The organism is Pedobacter sp. PACM 27299, assembly GCF_001412655.1.
Classification (GTDB): Bacteria; Bacteroidota; Bacteroidia; order Sphingobacteriales; family Sphingobacteriaceae; genus Pedobacter.
In genome coordinates this window covers 1311090-1332031 of the sequence record NZ_CP012996.1, presented here as the reverse complement: position 1 = coordinate 1332031, position 20942 = coordinate 1311090, and the positions used below count along the sequence as shown (strand labels likewise).

Annotated in this window: 16 protein-coding genes and 1 pseudogene; 11 read left to right on the top strand and 6 right to left on the bottom strand. The window is 40.6% G+C overall.

Annotated features, from left to right (window positions below):
- Positions 1 to 70 precede the first annotated feature (70 nt).
- Both adhP and AQ505_RS05665 read left to right on the top strand, forming a co-directional pair.
- Positions 71 to 1105 carry an alcohol dehydrogenase AdhP gene (adhP, locus tag AQ505_RS05670; RefSeq protein ID WP_062547286.1) on the top strand — a complete coding sequence of 345 codons (1035 nt, stop codon included), beginning with the start codon at positions 71 to 73 and terminating at the stop codon, positions 1103 to 1105.
- An 11-nt stretch (positions 1106 to 1116) separates the two neighbouring features.
- Positions 1117 to 1491 (top strand): DUF779 domain-containing protein, encoded by a 375-nt coding sequence (locus tag AQ505_RS05665; RefSeq protein WP_062547285.1) that lies wholly within the window; start codon positions 1117 to 1119, stop codon positions 1489 to 1491.
- Positions 1492 to 1562: 71 nt separating this feature from the next.
- On the opposite strand, the gene AQ505_RS05660 is transcribed toward AQ505_RS05665, so the two are convergent.
- A complete protein-coding gene (locus AQ505_RS05660; RefSeq protein WP_062547284.1) occupies positions 1563 to 2216 on the bottom strand; it encodes a hypothetical protein in 654 nt (217 codons plus the stop codon).
- Positions 2217 to 2238: 22 nt separating this feature from the next.
- A pseudogene (locus AQ505_RS26825) lies at positions 2239 to 4703 on the bottom strand (outer membrane beta-barrel protein).
- A 135-nt stretch (positions 4704 to 4838) separates the two neighbouring features.
- On the opposite strand from AQ505_RS26825, the gene AQ505_RS05645 reads away from it, so the two are divergent.
- From AQ505_RS05645 to AQ505_RS05610, 9 genes are all read left to right on the top strand, one after another.
- Complete coding sequence (locus AQ505_RS05645) at positions 4839 to 5933, top strand: metallophosphoesterase (RefSeq protein ID WP_062547281.1); 1095 nt, start codon at positions 4839 to 4841, stop codon at positions 5931 to 5933.
- A gap of 96 nt (positions 5934 to 6029) precedes the next feature.
- A complete protein-coding gene (locus tag AQ505_RS26585) occupies positions 6030 to 6206 on the top strand; it encodes a hypothetical protein (protein ID WP_197286306.1) in 177 nt (58 codons plus the stop codon).
- 379 nt (positions 6207 to 6585) lie between these two features.
- Positions 6586 to 7179: an RNA polymerase sigma factor gene (locus AQ505_RS05640; protein WP_062547280.1), complete on the top strand. Its 594-nt coding sequence runs from the start codon at positions 6586 to 6588 to the stop codon at positions 7177 to 7179.
- Positions 7180 to 7241: 62 nt separating this feature from the next.
- A complete protein-coding gene (locus AQ505_RS05635; protein WP_062547279.1) occupies positions 7242 to 8441 on the top strand; it encodes a FecR family protein in 1200 nt (399 codons plus the stop codon).
- 211 nt (positions 8442 to 8652) lie between these two features.
- Positions 8653 to 12273 (top strand): SusC/RagA family TonB-linked outer membrane protein, encoded by a 3621-nt coding sequence (locus AQ505_RS05630; RefSeq protein WP_197286305.1) that lies wholly within the window; start codon positions 8653 to 8655, stop codon positions 12271 to 12273.
- Positions 12274 to 12287: 14 nt separating this feature from the next.
- A complete protein-coding gene (locus tag AQ505_RS05625; RefSeq protein ID WP_082461426.1) occupies positions 12288 to 13790 on the top strand; it encodes a RagB/SusD family nutrient uptake outer membrane protein in 1503 nt (500 codons plus the stop codon).
- A gap of 2 nt (positions 13791 to 13792) precedes the next feature.
- Positions 13793 to 14683 carry a substrate import-associated zinc metallohydrolase lipoprotein gene (locus AQ505_RS05620; protein WP_062547277.1) on the top strand — a complete coding sequence of 297 codons (891 nt, stop codon included), beginning with the start codon at positions 13793 to 13795 and terminating at the stop codon, positions 14681 to 14683.
- Between the two features lie 54 nt (positions 14684 to 14737).
- Positions 14738 to 15661, top strand: a complete 924-nt coding sequence (locus tag AQ505_RS05615) for a DUF4302 domain-containing protein (protein WP_062547276.1) — start codon at positions 14738 to 14740, stop codon at positions 15659 to 15661.
- Positions 15662 to 15806: 145 nt separating this feature from the next.
- On the top strand, positions 15807 to 16466 hold the full coding sequence (locus tag AQ505_RS05610) for an HAD family hydrolase (RefSeq protein ID WP_062547275.1): 660 nt from the start codon (positions 15807 to 15809) through the stop codon (positions 16464 to 16466).
- 80 nt (positions 16467 to 16546) lie between these two features.
- On the opposite strand, the gene AQ505_RS05605 is transcribed toward AQ505_RS05610, so the two are convergent.
- The 4 genes from AQ505_RS05605 to AQ505_RS05590 all read right to left on the bottom strand — a co-directional run bounded on the left by AQ505_RS05605 (position 16547) and on the right by AQ505_RS05590 (position 20877).
- A complete protein-coding gene (locus tag AQ505_RS05605) occupies positions 16547 to 17056 on the bottom strand; it encodes a hypothetical protein (protein ID WP_062547274.1) in 510 nt (169 codons plus the stop codon).
- Complete coding sequence (locus tag AQ505_RS05600) at positions 17049 to 17522, bottom strand: RNA polymerase sigma factor (protein WP_062547273.1); 474 nt, start codon at positions 17520 to 17522, stop codon at positions 17049 to 17051. The genes AQ505_RS05605 and AQ505_RS05600 overlap by 8 nt, the downstream gene beginning before the upstream one ends.
- 50 nt (positions 17523 to 17572) lie before the next feature.
- Entirely contained in the window at positions 17573 to 18802 is a 1230-nt protein-coding gene (locus AQ505_RS05595) for an MFS transporter (protein WP_062547272.1), read from the bottom strand.
- Positions 18803 to 18978: 176 nt separating this feature from the next.
- Complete coding sequence (locus tag AQ505_RS05590; RefSeq protein WP_062547271.1) at positions 18979 to 20877, bottom strand: sensor histidine kinase; 1899 nt, start codon at positions 20875 to 20877, stop codon at positions 18979 to 18981.
- Positions 20878 to 20942: the final 65 nt, after the last annotated feature.

The following is a 20942-nucleotide window of genomic DNA, read 5'->3' as shown; positions in this document are numbered from 1 at the left end:
TGATGATTCAATCCCGGACAGCAGGTAGTTTTCCGGGATTTTTTTATTCTCATTTATACCCCCATATTTTATGCTCCCTAAAACGATGAAAGCCGCAGTGATTTCCGAATTTGGAAAACCATTGCAGATTGAAGAAGTAGCAGTTAAAAGACCAGGCAGAAATCAGATCCTGGTTAAAGTAATTGCCAGTGGCGTATGCCATACAGATTTACATGCCGTATCTGGAGATTGGCCGGTAAAACCGAAAATGCCTTTAATTCCTGGTCATGAAGGCGTAGGTTATGTAGTAGCCCTTGGCCAAGAAGTGAATAATGTTAAAGAAGGCGATCTGGTAGGCGTGCCCTGGCTTTACAGTGCCTGCGGCGGATGCGACCATTGCATCACCGGATGGGAAACCCTCTGCGAAAGCCAGCAAAATGGCGGTTACAGTGTAGACGGCAGTTTTGCGGAATACGTGATTGCTGATGCCCGTTACGTAGGCCATTTACCTGCAAATTCCAATTTACTGGAAATGGCGCCAATTTTATGCGCCGGTGTAACCGTTTATAAAGGATTAAAAGAAACAGAAGTAAAACCTGGGGAATGGGTAGCTATTTCTGGAATTGGTGGATTGGGCCATGTTGCCGTTCAATATGCAAAAGCGATGGGCATGCACGTGGCCGCAATTGATGTAGCTGATGACAAGCTGGAACTCGCCACAAAACTTGGCGCAGATTTAGTGGTGAATGCCATGAAACAGAATCCAGGGGAATTCCTCAAAAAAGAAACTGGTGGGATGCATGGTGCATTGGTCACTGCTGTTTCTCCAATTGCCTTTAAACAAGGATTGGAAACACTGAGACGAAAGGGAACTATGGCTTTAAACGGACTTCCTCCTGGAAATTTCGACCTTTCTATTTTTGATACTGTATTGAACAGGATCACAATCCGTGGCTCCATTGTAGGTACCCGAAAAGATTTACAGGAAGCCATTGAATTTGCAGCAGAAGGAAAAGTTAAAGCAACGGTAACCGCAGCAAAACTGGAAGACATCAATGAAGTGTTCGATCAGATGAAAGCAGGAAAGATTGATGGAAGGATGGTCTTACAAATTGCGGATCAATAAATCACAAGAAAATGGGAATCAAGAGAATTGAGGCAACAGCAGCAGCCAAAGCCGTCATCGCAAAACTTAAAGAAGAATATGGAGAACTGATGTTTCACCAAAGTGGTGGCTGCTGCGAAGGCTCCTATCCGCATTGCTTTGAGAAAGGCGGTTTCCTGCTTGGCTCCAATGATGTGTGTATTGGCGAAATTGAAGGCTGTAAATTTTATATGGCCGGAGATCAGTTTGAGTATTGGAAACATACGAAACTGACACTGGATGTCATTCCTGGAAGAGCAGCGAGCTTTTCTCTTGAATCCACCCTAGATATGGGCTTTTTAATCCATTCCAAGTTATTTACCGAGGAAGAATTGAAAGATCTGGAACCAGTGCTACCTGCGGATTAGTTCCGCAGGTAGCACCTAATATGGTTTTCAACCTGATCTGTGTTCCATTATCAAATAAGATGAAAACAGCCTTATCTGTAAAATTGATGCCAGCTTCCCTGGTAATGCTCATCAAAATTTTCTTTATTATCAAATACAATCGGTAAGTTCTCCAGATTGAAATAATTAAACTCATCGTAAGGTTTCAGCAGCTTCAGGTATTCGGCTCTGATTTCCGACTGCATTCCGCTGTCTTTACTCTGCAGCATCTGATCTTTCGTTAAAAAGAAAAAGGTGGTATAAGCGCCAAAACGGGAAATCTCCCAAAGGTTTTGATCCGCGTATTTTGCTTTAAAAGCTTCCACTTCTTCCTTTGGAATCCGCTCATTACAAGCAGCCTGCTCTGCAGATTCGAACTCCTGAAAAATCACCCAGATATCCGAATTATCAGAGATACCAATGCCTTCATGAGCAAAAGTTTTAAACTTATCGACCACTGATTTTCTCTTCTTTTCATCGTAACCACTGCCATTATGAAAAACCGAGGCCTGTCCTTGAAGTTCAAAGATCAGGCTGAGTTTAGGCCGGTCATTCGGGTCAATTTTATCGTAAATAATATTGATAGGACGCCATCCAAATTCTTCCAGAACCCAGTCTGCAAATTTGGAAAAAGAACTATCCAATTCCTTCTCTCCTCTTTTAATCAATTTTGTTGAATGATAATCTCTTTCAGAAGTATACATCATCTACCCATCATTTTATATGGCCTTAACGGCCGGATTTAACCCGTCTCCCCTCTGTTTCGGAACTACTTGAGCGCTGACGGGCCCCCTTAACATCTTTACTTCCGAAACGATAGGTACAAGTTAGGCGAAATACCTGACTTTCCCATCTTTCATTCACTACATAATTTTGATCAGCCAACGCACTGGTAATCTTGCTTTTTTGCAATTTAAACACATCATTGGCAGCAAATTTAATATTCAGTTTATTGTCCATAAAGGACTTACTGGCGCCCAGATCTATTCCATACTGTGCCGCAATCAACAGCGTTCCATAGACTTGTTTGGACTGGAAATAGCCCGACCATTCAAATTTTGTAGTCGGATTTAAGGTCAGCGTTTGTGTGGTATTCAGGTTGTAAGCCAATCGTCCGCTTTTATAAGGATTCCCTAAAATATCAGGAGTTTGAAAACGGTTGTAATAGGTAGTTAAATTATTATTGGTACTCCACCATTCTGTAATGGCTATTGGATAGCTCAGGTTGAGGTTATAAGAATCCTGTTTGGCCAGATTTTGCACAGAGATAAAAATAGTTTTCCTTGCGGTATCGGTGAGCAGTACATCCGTCATCACATCACTGGTATGGCTATAGCCGATGGTCGCATTTAATGTCTTTTTGAAGGAATAAGAGAACTCAAATGCATTGGTAAACTGTGGTTTTAAGAAAGGATTCCCTTGTCTGTAAGAATATAAATCCAGGTAATCAATAAAAGGATTTAAGGAACTATAATCCGGGCGATCGATCCTGCGGCTATAAGACAGCCCTATTTCATGGTCTTTTGACAATTCCTGATTGATAAATACACTAGGGAATAAATTGATATAATCTCTTTTCACCACTTTCTTTTCCGTGATAGAATTTCCTTTAGAATTGGTTTGCTCCGCCCTTAAGCCCAATTGAATTGTGGTACGCTTAAATTTAGTTTTAAAATTCGCATAGGCCGCATTGATGTTTTCATCGTATATAAACTGGTTGCTTTTTACCCCATCAGTCTGCCATTGGTCCTGAACAAAGTTCTCAAAAGGAAGCTATTGTCTGTACTCACAAAGCTGGATTTTGCCCCCAGGTCTAACTTCATCGTTTTGTTAATGGGATAGGTATAATCTACTTTTGCGCCCCATATTTTCACCATTGAGGGGGTTGAATTCCTAAAAATATAAGATGGTTTTAAAGGTGCTCCATTGGCATTCTTAAATTGATTATTGAAAACATTGTCTTCATCACCATTGTAACGGGAATAGTCGACATCCATGCTGATCTCCTGTCCCAGGGTATCCAATGTTCCTTTATAATTTAAATTATAGGTAATTCCGGTATACTTTCCAGTGCTGGTATTTGGCGCCACTACTGAAGAATCCGTCTTACCGGGCCTGTCGCCAATTAAAGTCAGCACATCTGCATTAGATTTTCTGTTGCTATGGTAACCATTTACAAAGAAGCCGATGGTATTATTGTCATTGATAAAATAGTCCATTCCTGCTTTAAAGTTCCGGTTTCTACGTCTGGCATCCGTATGACCGGTCTGGTCGAAATAGGTCTGATTGGTAGCCGTATTGTTGACCCTCATAATGTCAGTTTCCTGGAAACGGTTGTTCAATCCAAAGTCTGCATTTCCAAAAATATTGAACTTCTTCTCTCTATGGTTCAGGTTCAGGCCGGTATTGAATTTATAATTTGTGCCATAACCAACTCCTGCCGATAAGGAGCCATTCGTACCGTAATTACGGTTTTTCTTTAGTTTAATATTGATGATCCCTGAGTTCCCAGCCGCATCATACTTAGCAGAAGGATTGGTGATCAGCTCAATAGATTGAATGGCACTGCCTTCTGTGGAACGCAATAAATTGGCCAGCTGTTCTGCTGAAAGGTAGGTTGGTTTCCCATCTAACATCACTGTCACTCCCTGTTTCCCCCTCAGGGCAATTTTCCCATCCTTATCTACCGTCACCCCCGGAGATTTCTGTAGAATCTCCAATGCGGTATTACCAGTCGCCAGAATACTGTTTTCTATATTCAAGACCGTTTTATCGATTTGTCTTTCTATCAAAGGCTTTTGCTTCACAATATCAACACCTTGCAATTGCTGTGCATCAACCACCATTTGAACCTGTGCAATGGTATGTAAACGTTGATCCGCTCCAATCTGATAAGGACCTTTTACTATTTTCCGGTACCCCACCACATAAATGGAAACCAGGTATTTTCCTGGATGAATGTTTTTGAACTCATAGTTTCCGTTGTCACCGGTTAAAGTTCCCCTTACAGAACTGGAGTCTTTGGCATTCAACAAACTGATACTGGCATAGGGAAATGCTTTTTGTGATTCATCAAGGACTTTCCCTGAGATCTCTCCCGAGATGACAACCGCATTTTGTGCTTGTGCAGTACTAAAAATAAATAACAAAAGACTGAACAACAAGGGAAAGAAGTAGTATATTTTCGTTTTCATATAGACATAGTTTTTCCACCTACGCATTTATGCATATCATCAGGTAAGGTGAATGGTTATGGTGATCGTGTTTTCTATGTATAAGATGTATCTAATCGACAGAAGGTTACATAAAATTGAAAATATTTTACAAACATGCGCGTATTTTTACAAAAGCTACTCACAGAACGGGTCATTAAACTGGCCAATAAATACAGTTCCAGACCAGCGCCAAAACGCGTACACGAGGCCCTCAGTGCTTTATTTAAAACTATTTTGAAAGATCAGGGGAAGCAGGGTTTAATTCTTGATTTCCATTCAGACCAAAGGCTCATCATATTTTCAGATCAGCACAAGGGCAATAGAAATCCAGGTGATGATTTCGCTCTATCGGAAAAAAACTACCTTGCTGCATTACAGTACTACAATGAAGAGCAGTTTCTATACTGCAGTTTAGGAGATAGTGAAGAGTTTTGGAAATACCCGGTATGGAGTGTCCTGAAACACAACAAAGCAACTTTTGAGCAGGAAGCCCAGTTTCTAAAACGGGATGCTTTTTTTAAGATTTTTGGGAATCATGATTTATACTGGGACAATGACCCTTTGGCTGGATACCATCTGGAAAAAATATATGGCCGCAAAGTGAAAATTTATGAGGGCATGATAATCCGCATTCTGCTGGATTCCAGAAAGCTGGTTATTTTTTTAACCCATGGCCACCAGGGCGACCTGCAAAGTGACGGCAACTGGTTCAGCAAATGGTTTGTCTCCAATATATGGGCCCCTTTTCAGGCTTATCTCCGCATCAACCCGAATACACCCGCTTTCGACAACCAGTTAAAATCTGCGCACAATGCGATCATGTACGACTGGACTGCCCAGCAAAATAACATGGCTTTAATCACCGGGCATACCCATCAACCGGTATTCAACTCCCTCACCCACCTGGAAAGAACCTATATCCGATTAGATGAAGCCAGAAAAAACGGACAGCAGGACATGGTTCAAAAACTGGAAGCTGAATTGATTGCCGGTAAGATTAGCGGGGACACCAGTCCACGGCAAGTATATTCTAAGAACACCTACTTCAATACCGGATGCTGTTGTTTTAATGATGGAGACATCACCGGCATAGAGATCGGGGATGGAAAAATCCGCCTGATCAAATGGAAATTTATTAAGGATGTTGGCTCCAAACGTTTTGTGCTCGAAGAAACTGAACTAACCCATCTTTTGGATACCGTTATGTAACTTAATACCCCAAGCTATTTAACCCAATATAGCAGGTGATTAAAACTAAAGTTCGCAAGACTTGTTTTTTAATGATAACAAAAGAAAGGAATCATCATGAACAAAGAACAGCATCCCAAAAACAGTGGCGTCAGCCAAGGGAATCCGACCTCAGATCGCATTCATCACAATGTTAAAGACGACAAGAAAAAAGTAGGCATTACCAATGGTGGTGGACAACGATCTGATCAGACTTCCAACAAAGACAATGATAGAAAGAGAACGCATAAATAAGATTCCCTTAAATCGTCTCTAAAAAATTAAAAACAACACAGCCCTTGTAGAAAATCCTACAGGGGCTGTGTTGTTTTTCAGGAGTTCCATCCTACTTCATTTCTCTTAAAAACAATAAAAAAAAATCTTCTTTAAACCCTAAGTTAATAAATCAATAAAAATATAATTCTATTATTTTTCAATCTATTGTTGTAAAAATTCTTAATTTGAATCAAAATTTTGACTAACTCTAGATCGAAATAATAGCCAAAAAACAAATAAAACATGCTTTAATAGGGAGAAATGGGCAATATGCAGCCATTTTTCTAACAAAAAACAGGAAAAGCATAACGTATAAAAACAACAAAAAGTATAACTGAACTAGAATTACACTCATAGGATGGAGAAAAGTAAGTTGATTGTAGATGAGGAAATGCTTGTTCGATTAAAAACCGGAGATAGCAGTGCTTTTGATTTCTTTTATAAGAAATACAGAGGTCGTATTTATGCGAATATTTTAAAAATGGTGAAGTCTTCGGAATTGGCTTCCGACCTGCTTCAGGAAACGTTTGTGACCATTTGGCACAACAGGGATTACATCGATCCCAAACAACCCATTGAACATTATATTTTCCGTATAGCTCAGAATAAAGTCTATGATTTTTTCAGAAAAGCGAGTCGTGATAAAAAACTGGAAGAGCAGCTGATCGCCCTGACTATCGGACAAGAATACAATCCGATTGAAGATGCTTTTCATCTCAAAGAAAACTTTGACCTGCTGGAACAGCAAATAGAACAATTGCCTCCTAAATGCCGCACCGTTTTTAAACTTTGTAAAATTGATGGCAAAAGTTATAATGAGGTAAGTCTGATGTTAAATATCTCCCCTGCTACGGTAAATAACCACATTGTAAAGGCTACCAGCATCATTAAAAAGAAGCTTTCGCATATAGATTTTGTGTTGTTCATTATTTATTTAACCTATTTTAACTAAAATCAACAATTGGAGTAGTTGCTTTTTCTTTTTCAAGCGTATTAGCTTAAAAGAGGAATACAATGAAACCAGTCTCTCAGCTATTTAATCTTTACCTAAGTAATCAATGCAGTCCTGAAGAAGTGAAAGCATTGCTGAACTATTTTGGCAAAATCCACGAGGATGCGGAATTAAAATCGTTGATTCTGGAAGAACTGGGTAAAGCAGCACCAGAAAATTTCGAATCTCAGCCAGAGGTGATTGCCGTATTTGAGCAAACAGACCATTACCTGAAAAACACGCTCTTTCCTGAAAAAGAAACCAATAAATTCTTCTTATACCGTTATAAAAAATATCTGGTTGCAGCAGCGATGACCGGTTTAATGCTCGGTACAGCCTACCTATTTTTTCAGGAGTATCAAAAGGGGGTTATTAATGATACTCCAGCCCTCGTTCATGATGTACAGCCGGGCAGCAGTAAAGCAACACTTGTACTGGAAGATGGTTCTACGATTGCCTTGAGTGCTGACGATAGCGATACCGTGCTGAATCAAAAAGGCATCACCATCAGTAAAACTAAAGACGGCATGCTTGTTTATGAAGTAGACAGCAAAAACGTGACTTCTGAGGTTCCTGCCTATAATGAATTGAGGACGCCTAAAGGTGCGCAATATGAAGTCTTACTTCCAGACGGCACCCGGGTATGGCTAAATACCTCTTCTTCCTTAAGGTATCCTTTAAAATTCGCAAAAAATGAGCGACGTGTCTCTTTAAGTGGAGAAGGATATTTTGAAGTAGAAAAAGTAACAGTTGATGGAAAACGTCTGCCATTTTTTGTAGAGACTTCTAGACAGGTAGTTCAGGTATTGGGCACTGAATTCAATATTAGCGCTTACGAAGATGACCAATTGGTAAAAACTACTTTAATGTCGGGCATCGTAAATGTGAGCGGAAAAACGGGCAATAACAGCAAAACATTGAGCCCTGGGGAGCAATCTATCCTCAATTCTGATCATGAACTTTCCGTCCTGAAAGTAAATGCAGAGAGTGCCCGCGCCTGGAAGAATGGCAATTTCCTGTTTGAGGATGTGCATTTAAAAGAAATTCTAAAGCAATTCGCCAGATGGTACAATGTAGAAGTCGATTACAATGACATTCCAAACACCCGATATAACATCCTGGTATCCCGTAATGAAACGCTCTTAAAAGTGCTTCAAATGCTGGAAAAAACAGGGAACCTAAAATTTCAAATTGTAAATAACACCATCAAACTAAACCACTAAAACCAATGCTTATGTAAAAGTCTACAAAAGAAAAAAGCCGATTGCACTGCAATGCAACCGGCGATGATTCAGGCAACCGAAAACAATTAATTAACCAATTACCTTACAACTAAACAAATCTATGAATTTAAATGTTCAGCGCAAGCTATTGCTCTGCCTTAGGCGGAATATAATCCTTGCGAAAAACCTAACCACCAAACTTTCACTAACCATGAAATTGACAGCATTTTTAATGGTCATTGCCAGTCTGCAGATTTCAGCTAAAACTTTCTCTCAAAAGATAACCTTATCCGTAAAAAATACACCACTGAGAGAGGTCTTGCAGGAAATCAGAAAACAAAGCGGCTATAAACTGGTATACAACACAGACCTCTTGCAAAAATCAAGGCCCGTAAGTATTTCGGTACAAGACGCTACCATCAATGAAACACTTTATCAGGCGATGAGCAATCAGCCTTTTCAATTTGAGATTGAAGGGAATATCATTCTGATCAATCCTTTGTCGCCAAAAGCGGAACAGGCTTTCCTGATTCGTTCTCAGCAGCAGGTGATTACAGGTAAAGTATCCGACGCAACCGGCCCATTAGTAGGTGCCAGCGTCTCTGAAAAAGACACTAAAAATGTAGTCCGTACCAACGCCAAAGGAGAATATTCGATTAAACTGGAAAACCAGGGTTCCACCTTGATATTCAGCTATATCGGCTACATGACCCAGGCTAAAGCAGTAGGCAGTCAAACCGTACTCAATGTAACCCTGAAAGAAGATGAAAATCTTTTATCAGGCGTAGTCGTTACCGGTATGGAGACCATCAAGCGTAAGCTATTTACCGGTGCTACTCAGACCCTGAAAATGGACCAGATCAAACTGGATGGAGCTACAGACATTACAGGTATGCTGCAAGGTCGTGCTGCTGGGGTAAACGTTCAAAATATCTCCGGTACTTTTGGTGCTGCACCAAAGATCAGCATCAGGGGTGGTTCCTCGATCAAAGGTCAGACTGCACCATTATGGGTAATTGACGGTGTAGTAAGGGAAGATATTGTAGAACAAACTACAAATGACCTGACTTCAGGAAATGCGGAAACCCTAATTGGTTCTACCGTAGCCGGTATCAACACCAACGACATTGAGAGTATTGACATCCTTAGAGATGCTTCTGCAACCTCATTGTATGGGGCTAGAGCTATGAATGGTGTGATTGTAATCACCACAAAAAAAGGAAGAAGAGATACCCCGACTGCTGTTACTTATACTGGAGAATTCTCGGTACGTCAAACCCCAAGTTACAACCAGTTTGACATCCTGAATTCTTATGAGAACATGGGCATTTTAACAGAATTAAAATCTAAAGGATTCCTGAACCAGAGCAATTTAGCTGGGGTAAGTAATTCTGGTGTTTATGGAATGGCTTATGACAAAATGAATACTTATGACCCAATTACGAAAACCTTCCAATTGGGCAATACAGACCAGGACCTGAACCGTTTCCTTCAGAAATATGAAATGGCCAATACCGACTGGTTCAGTACTTTATTCAGACCATCACTGATGAATAACCACACCCTTACCTTTTCTGGTGGTGGTGCTAAAAATGGTTACTATGCTTCAGTAGGTTACCTGAATGATCCAGGATGGACAAAAGCAGATAAAGTAGATCAGCTGGCGATCAATTTCAAAAACACATTCTATTTTTCAGATAAAGTGAACCTGACCTTATCGACTTTAAGCTCGATCAGGAAGCAAAAAGCACCAGGAACATTAAACTCCTCTCCTGACTCGTATTTCGGTACAGTAACCAGAGATTTCGACATCAATCCATTTAGCTATGCCTTATCTACCAGTCGTGTGTTAAGACCTTATGATGAAAATGGAAACCTGGAATATTACCGTAAAAATTTCGCTCCTTTTAACATCCTGAATGAGATTGAAAACAATTACATGGACATCAATGTAAAAGATTTTCAATTCCAGGCAGACTTCAAATACAAAATCACTGATAAAATTGATTTCTCTTCTATCGGTTCTGCACGTTTCGTGAATTCAGAAAGAGAAGTTTTTGCTTTGGAAAAATCGAACAGAGTTGGCGCCTACCGATCAGCTTCTACTGCTTTAATCAGAGAAAATAACAGGTTCTTATATAGAGATCCGGATGTAGTAGGTTATATTCCAACTGTAGCTATTCCAAACGGAGGTATTTATTCTAAATACGACAACTCTCTGACCAATTATTACCTGAGAAACACCCTACACTACTATGATAAATTTAATGGAAAACATGATTTAGACATCCTTGCTGCTCAGGAAATGCGTTACATTGACCGTGGTGGAAGTTCATTCACTGGTTTCGGGATGCAATTTGATGATGGTTATGTACCATACACGGACATTTCGATCTTGAAAAAAGCATTCAATGAAGGGATTAATTACTTCGAGGTACCAGCGTTCAGAGAGCGCTCTGTTGCCTTCCTTGGTAAAGCAACTTACGGATTCCTGGACAAGTATGTGATTTCTGCCTCAGGAAGATATGATGGTTCCAACAGACAAGGAGAAGCTTCTTCTGCAAGATGGTTACCTACCTGGACGGTGAGTGGTAAATGGGATCTATATATGGAGAAATTCATGCAGGATTTCAATAAAAGCATTGACCTGAGTGCTTTACAATTCCGTGCTTCTTATGGTCTGACTGCAAATACCGGCCCGGCAACCAATGCCTATACGATTTATAAAAACAACGTCAGCATTAACCGTGTGAATGGTGCAGACAGAGAATCAGTAATCAATATCAGTGAACTGGCTAACAGATACCTAACCTGGGAGAAACAATATTCTGCCAACCTTGGTTTAGACCTTGGTTTCCTAAACAATAGAATTACAGTATCAACTGATGTTTATCAGAAAAAATCTTTTGATTTGATTGATGATCTTCAAGCTAGTGGTATCGGCGGTGAGCTGTTAAAAACAGCAAACAATGCAGATATGACCACAAGAGGTATAGAGGTTGCTATCCAAACGACCAATATTACCAATGGTGATTTCAGCTGGCAGACCACCCTTAACTTTGACCATTTCAAACAAAAAATCACGCAGCTAGAGGTAAGATCTTCTGTATTTGACCTGGTTCAGCAGAATGGCGGCAATAGCATTGGCTACCCTAGAGGCTCCTTATTCTCCCTGAATTTTGTAGGGTTAAATGATAAAGGATTACCTCAATTCAAAGTTAAAGATTCACAGGGCGACCTGATCACGGTAAGTGATGTGAACATGCAAGACCGAAATAACGTGTTGAGCTACCTGATCAATGAAGGTTCGGTAGATCCAAACATGACTATGGGTCTATCCAATAATTTTAAATACAAAAACTGGGGATTCAGCTTCTTCCTATATGGTTCTACAGGAAATAAAATCCGTAAAACTCCAATCTTCTCTTCTAGCTATACAGAAGGCTTTGTCCCTACAAAAGACTTTGCCAATAGATGGCTGTTAGCTGGTGATGAGCTACGCACTAATGTGCCTGTGATTGCAGATCAGCGTTTATTAGCAGAAGATGGAAACCTGGCAAGAGCCTATAATTCTTACAATTTCTCTACTGCACAAGTAGCTGATGGTACTTTCCTTCGCTTGAGAAATGTGGCATTATCTTACAAATTAAATGAAAACTTAGTGAAAAGAATTGGCTTGAACAATGTTTCTGTACGTCTTGCAGCAACCAACCCATGGTTAATCTATTCGGATAAAAAACTTAACGGTGCAGATCCTGAATTTTATAACGTAGGTGGGGTAGCTCAACCCGTTTCTAAACAATACATCCTATCCTTGAACATTGGTATTTAATCCCTGAAATTATCATGAAAAATAAGAACTTACTATATACACTAGCTGTCTTAGCGATTTGCATCACCGGATCCGGCTGCAAAAAGTATTTGTCAGAAATGCCAGATAACAGAACAACCATCAATTCTAAAGAAAAGGTGGATAAATTATTGGCAGGTGCCTATGATGGCCCTGCACATTTCGCCTTCACTGAACCGATGTCAGACAACGTGTTAGATGGCGGAAAAGTGACCGCATTCGACCAGGTGAACGATTTCTCTTACCGTTGGAAAACTAATGATATTGATGAAGATGGATCCAGCCCAATCGGTTACTGGCTCGCTTGCTATAAATCCATTGCAGTAGCTAATCAGGCCTTAGCCAGCATCGAGAAATTGCAAGGCACAGCTGATATTTCAGCCTCAAAAGGAGAAGCTTTACTCATCAGAGCTTATTACCATTTCATGCTGGTAAACCTTTGGGCTAAACACTATAATCCTGCTACTGCGGCAACAGATCTTGGCGTTCCTTATGTTCAGGAAGTAGAAGACGAGCCTTTTAAACGTTACAAACGTGCTTCGGTACAAGAAGTGTACGACCTGATAGAGAGAGATCTACTGGAAGGAATGGCACTTATTCAAACGAATACAACGGCTCCTAAATTCAAGTTCTCTCCAGAAGCAGCCAAAGCTTTTGCTTCCAGATTTTACCTGTATAAAGGAGATTGGGACAAAGTAATTCAGTACTCTTCTGATATTCTGAAAAATCCTGCTACCCTGCTGAGAGACTGGGCTGTAAAATACAGAGCCCTTGGATCTGACAATGTATTGCCACTTTATTCTTCTACTGAAGAACCTGCCAATGTGATGGTAGCCAGTGGTAACTGCAGTCAGTACTGGTACTTCTGCATTTTCAACCGTTTCTCCTTGAGCCTTAGACTTGGACAAACTGTGATTCTTCCTGCAACAACCAATCCATTAGGACTTTCATGGGCTTATGGTTATGTGCAGTACGAAGTGGGTGGAAATATTGTGATCAGAAAATTCAGAAACAATTTCGTGTATACCAATGCCGAAGCTGGAGTTGGAAATGACTATATGGCTTATGTGGCCCTGACTTATGATGAGGTGTTGATGAACCGTGCAGAAGCTTATGCCATGAAAGGCGACAATGCCAATGCTATCGCAGATTTGACCCTGCTTTACACTAAAAAACTGGTGAATTACAACCCTGCTACAAGACCATTGACAGAAGCCAGAATATTGACGACTTATCCAAATGCAAAAACCTTGCTAACGCCATCTTACCCATTTGCTTCAGATATCCAGGCGAGTTTGGTACAGGCAGTATCGGAGTTAAAAAGAAGAGAATTCACATTTGAAGGCATGAGGTGGTTCGACAATAGAAGGTTCAATATGGAAGTAACCCATACTTTAACAGGATTACAAAACATTGTATTGACCAAAAATGACCCAAGAAAACAACTTCAGATCCCACAAGTGGCTTTAGAGTTTGGTTTAGAACCTAATAACAGATAATCATGAAAAGAATAATTCCGTTTCTCGCCCTATATATAGTAATGCTGACGTCTTGCGCTAAAAAAGAAGTGCTGCCGGATCAAAGTCAGCTGGATGTTAGTGATCCCGTTAAAACTGCTTTTGACGAATGGATTACCAGCAACTATACCAGTCCTTACAATATCAAAATTAAATACAAATGGGATGAAGGCGACATGAGCGACTTCGGAAGGTACAACATCCCACCTGAACCGCAAAAAGTAAGACTTTTGCTGGAAGTACTTCAAAACACCTGGATTGAATCTTATTCAGAGATTGCAGGTCCTGATTTTGTGAAAAAGATCGCCCCAAGAGAGCTGATTTTCAGAGGTGGTGATGACTTGACCACAAATGGTGGTAATGGTGCCTGGGGACAAGCTTCCGGTGGAAAAACCATTACACTTTTTAGTGTCAATGAGGTCACTGCTCAGCGTTTGAAAAACCCAAATATCTATAACGGCTACAGTGGATTAATTCACCATGAGTACGCCCATATTTTGAATCAGATCAGAAATTTTGACGAGGCCGCCTATAAGCAGATTACCCCTGCAGGCTATACCGCCAACTGGCAGAATTTCGAAGACTGGGAGTCAAATCTGGAAGGTTTTGTATCGAGTTATGCAAGGATGAATGTGGGTGAGGATTTTGCTGAAATGGTAAAATTCATGTTAACCATGACCCGCCCGGAATGGGACAATTTCATCAATAGTATTGAGGATTTCGAAGGATCTACTACTGCTACTAAAGCAAAAGAAGACCTAAGAAGGAAAGAGGGCTTAGTAGTGAGTTATTTCACTAAAGTTTATGGCATTGACATCTATAAACTACAGGAAAAAACAGCGCAGAAAAGAGCCGCTTATTTGAGTAAACCTTAATTGTACAGCCCGGGAAAGCGGGAAGAACCATCACTCAAAATTGTTTAATAGAAAATGAAACTTACAAAGATGAAGACCACTTCTAAAATAAAATTTACTACCGCGGCTATGGCACTAGTCATCCTCATGGCCTCCTGCAGTAAAAAAGACGATAAAATATTCGAGGAAAGCTCGACGATCAGACTGGAAACAGCCAAGCAGGAACTGCGTGCAGATTTAAAATCATCACCTGAAGGCTGGAAACTTGTTTATTTCCCGATGTCTACTGAAGCACTAACAGTGGTACCTGGGGCAAACAAAAGTTACTCCTTCCTGTTCAAATTCACAGACGACACGCATGTACAGATGAAGTCTACCTTAGACTTAACCAGACTGGAAACCAGCGAGTATGCGCTTAAACTAGGATCTACACTGAAATTAGAATTCAGCACTTACAGCATCCTTCATGACCTCGCAGATGCTTCTTTTGCAGAGCCAGGGATGGGTGGTAGAGCCAGAGGCGGAGAGTTTGAGTTTTTAAGCTATGGCAGAGCCGATAGAGACCTTATTTTTCAAACCAACAGAAAACATGTGGAGCTGAGGTTTGAAAGAGCAACAAAAGAAGATTGGGTAGATATGAATGCTACGATTAGCAATATTCTGGCAACTGATTTTGTAGCACCGGGTTATGTATTCAGCGCTTCACGTGAAGGTACGAAACTAAAGGATTCTATCCTTACCTTGACGAAAACCGGCACTAAAACTGTGACCTTATATACCAAAACAACCAATCCAACTACTGGGGTGGTAACCAAAACATTGACCAGAAGAGCAGGTTTAGGTTATGGTACCAAAGGTATTTATATCATGCCAGGTATTGAGTTTGAAGGCAAGACCTTTTATTTCTTCCAATGGGATGCGACCAATAAAAAGTTCGTCTCTAAAATTGGGGACATCACTGCCGAAATCGCCGGAACCTCTGATCCAAAATTCCTCTAATACCCTAATAAAAATTAGTTAAAGCTAATTAAACACCGTCTGTATTTTCTCCCCCCGGAAAATGCAGGCGGTTGTTTTTTTGTCAAAACTGTCAGAATAAATTCCATACGCTTTTATCTTTCCCTATAGTCATTAACTTTACGGAATGAATAAAGAAATTGCAGTCATATTTGACATGGATGGCGTCATCTGCCATACCAATCCTTATCATTCTCTTGCCTTCCGTGATTTCTTTGCACTTAGAAACCTCGCCCCTACCGAAGCTGAATTTGCCCAGCACATGTATGGAAAAAGCAATAGTTATATCTTCAGCCACTTTTTCAACAGGCCAATTACTGGCGCTGAACTCTTGGAGCTGGAGGCAGAAAAAGAAGGTTTATTCCGCAAAATTTACAAAGACCACATTGAGCCGATTGCCGGAATTGTGGAGTTCATCTCTGATCTGGAAAACCATGGTGTAAAACTGGGCGTAGCCACCTCTGCTCCTTATGCCAACCTGGAGTTGATCCTGAGCAAAGTAGACATCAGGTCTAAACTCGGCTCTATCCTGGCCAGTGAAGATGTGAAAAAACACAAACCAGATCCGGAAGTATACCTCAGCTCCGCAAAAAATTTAGGTGTTACACCAGAACAATGCCTGGTATTCGAAGATTCTTATTCAGGAATTTCAGCTGCTTTAAATGCAGGAATGCGGGTGGTAGGTGTTTTGACCTCACATGCCATTGAAGAACTTCCTAAATGTGATTTATACATCAACGATTACCAGGAACTATCATACGACAAGGTGATCGGCTTATTCAAATAAACAAGCCTGATTTGAATCAAAAAACCTGGATAATTGCATTAAGCAATCATCCAGGTTTTATAGTTATCAAATGCTTGATTTTATCTTCGCATGCTCCTCATTTCAATTTTCAGCTGCTGGATCTCTTCCTGCGTATGTTTGTTTTCCAGGTAATAATAAATCGCAAAGGCCAGGAATATTTTGCCCAGTACAAATACTGCAGCAAACACCCAACGCCAGGCTTTACGAATGCGCATGTGACCGGATTCCCCTTCTACCTCTATAAACTGTTCGCTTTTACGCGAGCTCGGGCGACTTCTTTCTACCGGTTCATCGCCAATCAGGTATTCCATTTTTGGATGTTCCATCTTCGGTCTTTTTACCAATTCATTCATACTGGTTTCAATCCTGTCCCAGGTATTTGGTGGCGGCGTAATGGCCATGTGTTCCGCAATACGCTCCAGATCTGCTTCCAGAATAGCAAGAGCCTCTTCAATCTGAGGGTGGCGCGATTTAAGGGCTAACAATTCTTTGATTTCGTCATCAGTAGCAACACCTAATACATAAGTCTCTAATGCGCCGCTTTCCAGGTACTCGTTTATCTTAACCATCACTTCTCATAATTAGGAAAGCCTCTTTTAAAGTCTTTCTGGTTAAATCTTCAGTTGTATTTAATGCTGTTGAAAGTGCTGAAATCGTCTTTCCATGATGATAAACCCCACAAAAAACACTTCTTTGCAATTCATTTAAACGGTCAAGATAAGTATTGACTGGCTGAGACAATGCAACTCCTGACTGGACATGAGCTGTTTCATAAGGGTTACCCGCATGAAACAACTGTAATTTTGCCTTTGCAAATTTCAGCAGGCTGCACCAGCTGCTGACCTGTTCCTGATTCGGAATCTCGTCCCTCAGAGAGAGCGCAGAAAATATCTTCACTAAATAATCTTCGGCTAACTTTCGGTCTTTTACCACTTCAAATATATAGCCTAATAGCATTCCCGCATGCTGATCATAAAGATAGCGAATGCTTTGGGATGGATGATCTATGATCATCTGAGAGGTAGATTTGGGCATGATTACATCTAAATTAACTAAAGTTTAGGAAAATCAAAAATAAAATCAACCTATGCCGCCACACTATCTGGTTGCTTCTTATTCATTTTAAAGATAAAAAACATAATGATAATAGACAATAGTATCAGGATGAGATAACTGTAACTCAGATTTCTTTCATCCTGTGCAGGAACAATACTTACAATGCCATAGCTTAAAAATGAAACAATGACATAAGTGAAGCCTCCGGTAAGTCCGCCGGCAATTCCTGCATTTTTAGGGAATTTACTCAGACAGAAAGTGAAATAATTGTTGAAAGTATACCCTGCACCCACATGAATAATAAATGCAAAGAAGATCAAAGAATATAAGTTACTAATGAAGTTCAGGCTCAAAATCATGACGGCAACGAATGCCAGCTGCAGGCCAACATTCCAGGCTAGCCTGCTGAAGAAAGGTTTATTGATTGTTGCTTTACCTATAAAGCCACCTACCATCCAGGCAAAACCCAATACCAATGAGCTGTAACCAGCGATCACCGGAGAGAAATGAAGCTCATGTTCTATGATAAATGGACCGGTCATATTGTACACCATCACCATACAGTAAGCCAATCCGAGCATCACAATCCCCAAGGTAAAACTGGCAGTTTTGATCATCTCCAGATAGATATTTACAATCTTTCTGAAGTTAAACTCAGTGACATGCACCAGTGTTTCCCCGCTGTAGATCAGTTCGAGTACCGCAAAAACTACGGCAAAGCCAGCCAGAAAATAGAAATTGGATTCCCAGCCGAAAGCTGTTTGCAGATACCCGCCAACAAAAGGGGCAACAATAGGTCCGGTAGACCAGATAATAGAAAATAAGCTGAGGTAATGTTTCAATTCATCGCCTTTGAAAACATCTACAAAGTAGGCTCTTTTCGCAACTACAATCGCGCCAACGGTAAGTCCATGGATCACACGCATCGCATAAATCAGGTAAATGTTATGGGTCAGGGCAATCACCAGACTCGCTGCTGCAAAGATCAGCAAAGAAACCAGACAAACTTTATACCTGCCAAAGCTATCGAGCACACTCCCGATAAATAACTGGGAAACCCCATAACTGATCAGGAAAATACTTAAGGTAAGCTGTACCTGGATACTGGAAACATTCAAAACGCCAGCCATTGTAGGCAGCGAAGGGATATAAATATCGGTAGCAAAGCCCGATAAAGGAAGTAAAGCAAAAGCAAGCCAGGTAGCGATTTGCTGATGTTTTTCTTTTATTGTTTTTGTTTTAGAAAGACTCGTCATCATAGATGCGGCAAAATTAACAATTTACCAGCAGGGAGAATTATGAGAATCAAACATGCGATTACATAATTCAACTAAAGCAAAGAAGATCTCCACCAAAAAACGCTTCAATGGCAGTAAAAAAGCTAAATCACACTATACTTCGAAAACAAAAATTACACAATTCAAACAAATAAGCACTATACTTTTTTCTTCAGTACCAAGAAAAAGGTAGTACCCTGCCCCAATGCACTTTTGGCGTAAATTTTCGCATTCATGATACTGGCCATCTCATAAGAAATACTTAGGGCAAGTCCGGCACCATGGTTGTGATTTTCCTCTCCATCAGCAGCGGCTAAAGTAAAAAGGTGGTCTATTTTTTCCTGGCTTATTCCTCCACCCTGGTCTTTAATGCTCACGATGATTTCATCTGCTTTCTCCTCGATTGCAACGGTAATGAGGCCCCCAACCGGCGAAAACTTAGTCGCATTGTTCAGCATGTTACGCAGGATAAAAAGCAGCATTTGCTTGTGTGCGCATACGCTGACTTCTTCCGCAACCTCCAATTCCAAACGGATCATTTTCTTCACCTGCCCCATCTGGAAAAAGGTATTGCCTTCATGGATAAGTGCTTTGAGCATCAGCTTTTCGGGATGGTATTCAAAGCCATTCTTCTTCGATTTAATCCATTCCAACAGCCCATCCATAAAGGAAAGGCTTTTTTGCGCGGTTCCATTCAGCTCCCTCATGATTTCCAGCTTTTCAGCTTCTCCCAGCAAATCGACCTCTTCATTAAAAATACTGGAGAGCATCACCACCGTACTGAACGGCTGTCTGACATCATGTGCAATCACAGAAATCAGCATGGTATTGAAATGATTTGTCTTCTGCAGTTCTGTATTCTGGCGCAGGGTCAATTCATGCAGTTTCCGCTGGGCTTCCGCATGTTCTTTTTTTACCCGCAGCGAGCGGTATACAAAAAACAGCAAGGCCACGCTGAGTGCAAATAAACAACCCAATAAAACCATCATCCGAGACCTGGAATCTGCCTTACTTTTAAGCTCCAGATTTTCATTTTCGCGCAGGGCGAAATTCAGGTAATTATAGCCAGATTGATCCGCAGCCTTTGCAATTTGATCTCTTTTAGCTAATAAAAGAGAAACATAATAATAGGCTTTTTCCGGCTGTCCATGTGATTTATAATACCGATATAACTTCTCTGCGAAGGTGGTATAATATTCCGCATAACCGAATTCTTCAGATGCTTCCAGTCCGTTGGTCAGGTAATTGATGCCCAGCTGATCATTTTTCTGATCCAGCATCATATCACTGAGCGCAGCATAAGTCCAAACTTTTACACTTTCGAAGCCCATCAGATCCGCTTGTTTCAAGGCATTCAGCAGCGTGTCCAGCCCTACCTGTTTCTGGCCTTCCTCATATAGCGTCACACCAGCCGTGGCATTGTATAAAATCATCATTCGATGGTCCTGATATTTTTTAGCAATGGCATACCCTTCGTCAAAAAGCGCTTTAAACTGCGGATTGCTTAAACTGGTATCGATGTCCAGGTATTTACTGATAAGGATGGATCTGATAGAGTCATTTTTCAGCGACTTGCTATTTTCGTAGGCTTCCTGAATATATTGCAGGGCATTACCACCCGATTTATTCACCGAAATCAGTGTGGCCATGTTCATCTTCACCTGACAAATCCCTTCCAGATCATCTATTTTTTTATAAATCTGAAGTGCATCATTAAAATACTTGACAGAGAGGTAGTTATTAATCGCAATGTAATAGATGCCCTGGCAATTAAATGCGTCCGACACTCCTTTCTCATACTGATGTCTAAGGGCAATTGCCTCTGCTTTTTGCGCATAATAGAGACAGGAATCCCGGTATTGCAAGTGGGAAAGCATGCCAATACGATTCAGTACATCTGTATAGAGGATACTGTCCTTAACTTTCGGCAATATAGATTCCAGCTTTCTAACCTCTGCGATTTGAGAAAAACCTTTGGTACTGCCGAACAACAAAGTGAACACCAGCACAGCAAACAGCAATCGTTTATGACTGGAGAATACAGGTTGTTCAGGCATAATTGGCTATGGAGAGGGCGTTTGTATGCATCTTATTATTTTCCTTAAAAATAAGCAATAATTCT